This window comes from Halorhodospira neutriphila (genome assembly GCF_016584055.1).
Classification (GTDB): Bacteria; Pseudomonadota; Gammaproteobacteria; order Nitrococcales; family Halorhodospiraceae; genus Halorhodospira; species Halorhodospira neutriphila.
The window spans coordinates 1-2,305 of sequence record NZ_NRSH01000203.1 but is presented as its reverse complement, the minus strand read 5'-3'; the positions used below and the strand labels follow the sequence as shown (position 1 = coordinate 2,305).

General features: G+C 78.0%; 2 protein-coding genes. One reads left to right on the top strand and one right to left on the bottom strand.

Translation table 11 applies throughout. The annotated features are described in order from the left end of the window. A partial coding sequence (locus CKO13_RS11715; protein WP_200261242.1) for a hydantoinase/oxoprolinase family protein occupies positions 1-1,344 on the bottom strand: 1,344 nt, incomplete at its 3' end. A 53-nt stretch (positions 1,345-1,397) separates the two neighbouring features. Between CKO13_RS11715 and mutM the strand changes: the two genes are divergently transcribed. After that, positions 1,398-2,207, top strand: a complete 810-nt coding sequence (gene mutM / locus CKO13_RS11710; protein ID WP_200261240.1) for a bifunctional DNA-formamidopyrimidine glycosylase/DNA-(apurinic or apyrimidinic site) lyase — start codon at positions 1,398-1,400, stop codon at positions 2,205-2,207. Positions 2,208-2,305 lie beyond the last annotated feature (98 nt).

Genomic DNA, 2,305 nt, shown 5'->3' with positions numbered 1-2,305 from the left:
GCCGCCGAAGCTCAGCAAGGTGAACGCCTGCGGGTGATCTCCGTCGAGCGGGGGCTCGACCCGCAGGGCCTGCGCCATGTGCTCGTCGGCGAGGCGGACGACCCCGGCGGCGGCCTCCTCGGCCGTGGTGCCGAGGGCCTCGCCGAGCCGCGCCAGGGCCCCGTGGGCGGCCTCGGCGTCGAGGGCCATCCCGCCGCCGAGGGCGCTCGCCGCCGGCAGGCGGCCGAGGACGAGGTGGGCGTCGGTGACGGTGGCCTCGCCGCCGCCGCGGCCGTAGCACGCCGGCCCCGGCTCGGCCCCCGCCGACTCGGGGCCGACCTGCAGCGCCCCGCCGGCGTCGAGCCGGGCGATCGAGCCGCCGCCGGCGCCGATGGTGTGCATGTCCACCATGGGGACGGCCACCGGGTAGCGCCCGATCCGCCCCTCGGTGGTCAGCTGCGGCTCGCCGTCGATCACGGCCACGTCGGTGGAGGTGCCGCCCATGTCGAAGCTGAGCAGCCGGTGCTCGCCGGCGCAGGCGCCGACGAAGCGCCCCCCGGTGAGCCCGCCGGCCGGGCCCGAGAGCAGCAGCCGGGCGGCGAGCCGGCCGGCCCGGGCGGCGTCGACGCGCTCGCCGGAGCTCTGCAGGACGGTGATCTCGGCGCCCGGCAGCCGCGCCTGGAGGCGCTGCAGGTAGCCGTCCATGCGCGGGCCGACGTAGGCGTTGAGCCAGGTGGCGATGCCCCGCTCGTACTCCCGGTACTCCGGCAGGACCTCGGCGGAGCGGCTGACGAAGATCCCCTCGGGGACCGCCTCGGCGAGCCGCTGCTCGAGGCCCGGGTCGAGGAAGGAGAAGAGCAGGTTGATGGCCACCGCCTCGGGGCGCAGGCGCTCGAGGGCGCGGCGCACCTCGGCGAGGTCGGCCTCGGTGAGCGGCTCGACGAGCGAGCCGTCGGCGGCGAGCCGGCCGCCGGTCTCGATGCAGCGCTGCGGCGGGACCGGCGGCGCCGCCGGCTGCGGGTCGAGCTCGTAGAGCCGGTCGCGGCCCTGGCGGCCGAGGGCGAGCAGGTCGCCGAGGCCGCGGTTGGTGATCAGCGCCACCTCGGCCCCCTTGCCCTCGAGCACCGCGTTGGTGGCCACCGTGGAGCCGTGGACGAGGCGCAGGGGCCGGCCCTCGAGGCCGAGCTCGCGGATCCCCTGGACGATGGCCTCCTCCGGGCGCTCGGGGGTGGAGAGGACCTTGTGGATCCGCAGCCGCTCCGGCTCGAGGACCGTGAAGTCCGTGAACGTCCCGCCGGTGTCGACGCCGATCCAGATCGGCGCCTCGCCGGCGCCCGGGGCGGTGGTGGACGGCTCCTGGCTCATAGAGCGATATTGTAGCGCTCGCCCGAGCCCCTGAGGGAGGAGGAGCCCCGCCGATGCCCGAGCTGCCGGAGGTCGAGACGACCCGCCGCGGCCTCGCCCCCCTGCTGACGGGGCGGCGGCTGCGCGGCGCCACCGTCCGCGAGCCGCGGCTGCGCTACCCCGTCCCGGCGGGGCTCGGCGAGCAGGTGGCCGGGCAGGCCATCACCGCCCTGGAGCGGCGCGGCAAGTACCTGATCCTCCGGCTGGAGGCGGGCTGGCTGCTGCTCCACCTGGGGATGTCCGGGAGCCTGCGCCTGGCCGGCGCGGCGGAGCCGGCCGGCCGGCACGACCACGTCGACCTCGAGCTCGACGGCGGCGACCGGCTGCGCCTGACCGATCCGCGGCGCTTCGGCAGCCTCCTGCCCGGCGCCGGCGACCCGGCGGAGCACCCGCGGCTGCGGGCGCTCGGCCCGGAGCCCCTCGGCCCCGCCTTCGACGGCGACCACCTCTACCGCCGCGCCCGGGGGCGGCGGCTCGCCGTCAAGGCCTTCCTGATGGACGCCCGGACCGTCGTTGGCGTCGGCAACATCTACGCCAACGAGGCCCTCTACCGCGCCGGGATCCGCCCCGACCGCGCCGCCGGCCGGATCTCCCGGCAGCGCTACCGGCGCCTCGCCGCGGCGCTGCGGGCGGTCCTCGAGGCGGCCGTGGCGGCCGGCGGCACGACCCTGCGCGACTTCACCGACGGCGCCGGGCAGCCCGGCTACTTCGCGCTGGAGCTCGCGGTCTACGGCGGCGGGGCGTGCCCGTCCTGCGGCGGCGCCCTGCGCCGGCTGCGGATCGCCCAGCGCAGCACGTGGCTCTGCCCCCGCTGCCAGCGCTGAGCGAGGCCGCTGCCCGCTAGCCGGGGCCTGCGCCACCTCGGGGTGGACGAAGCGCGAGACGTCGCCGCCGAGGGCGGCCACCTCGCGCACCAGGCTCG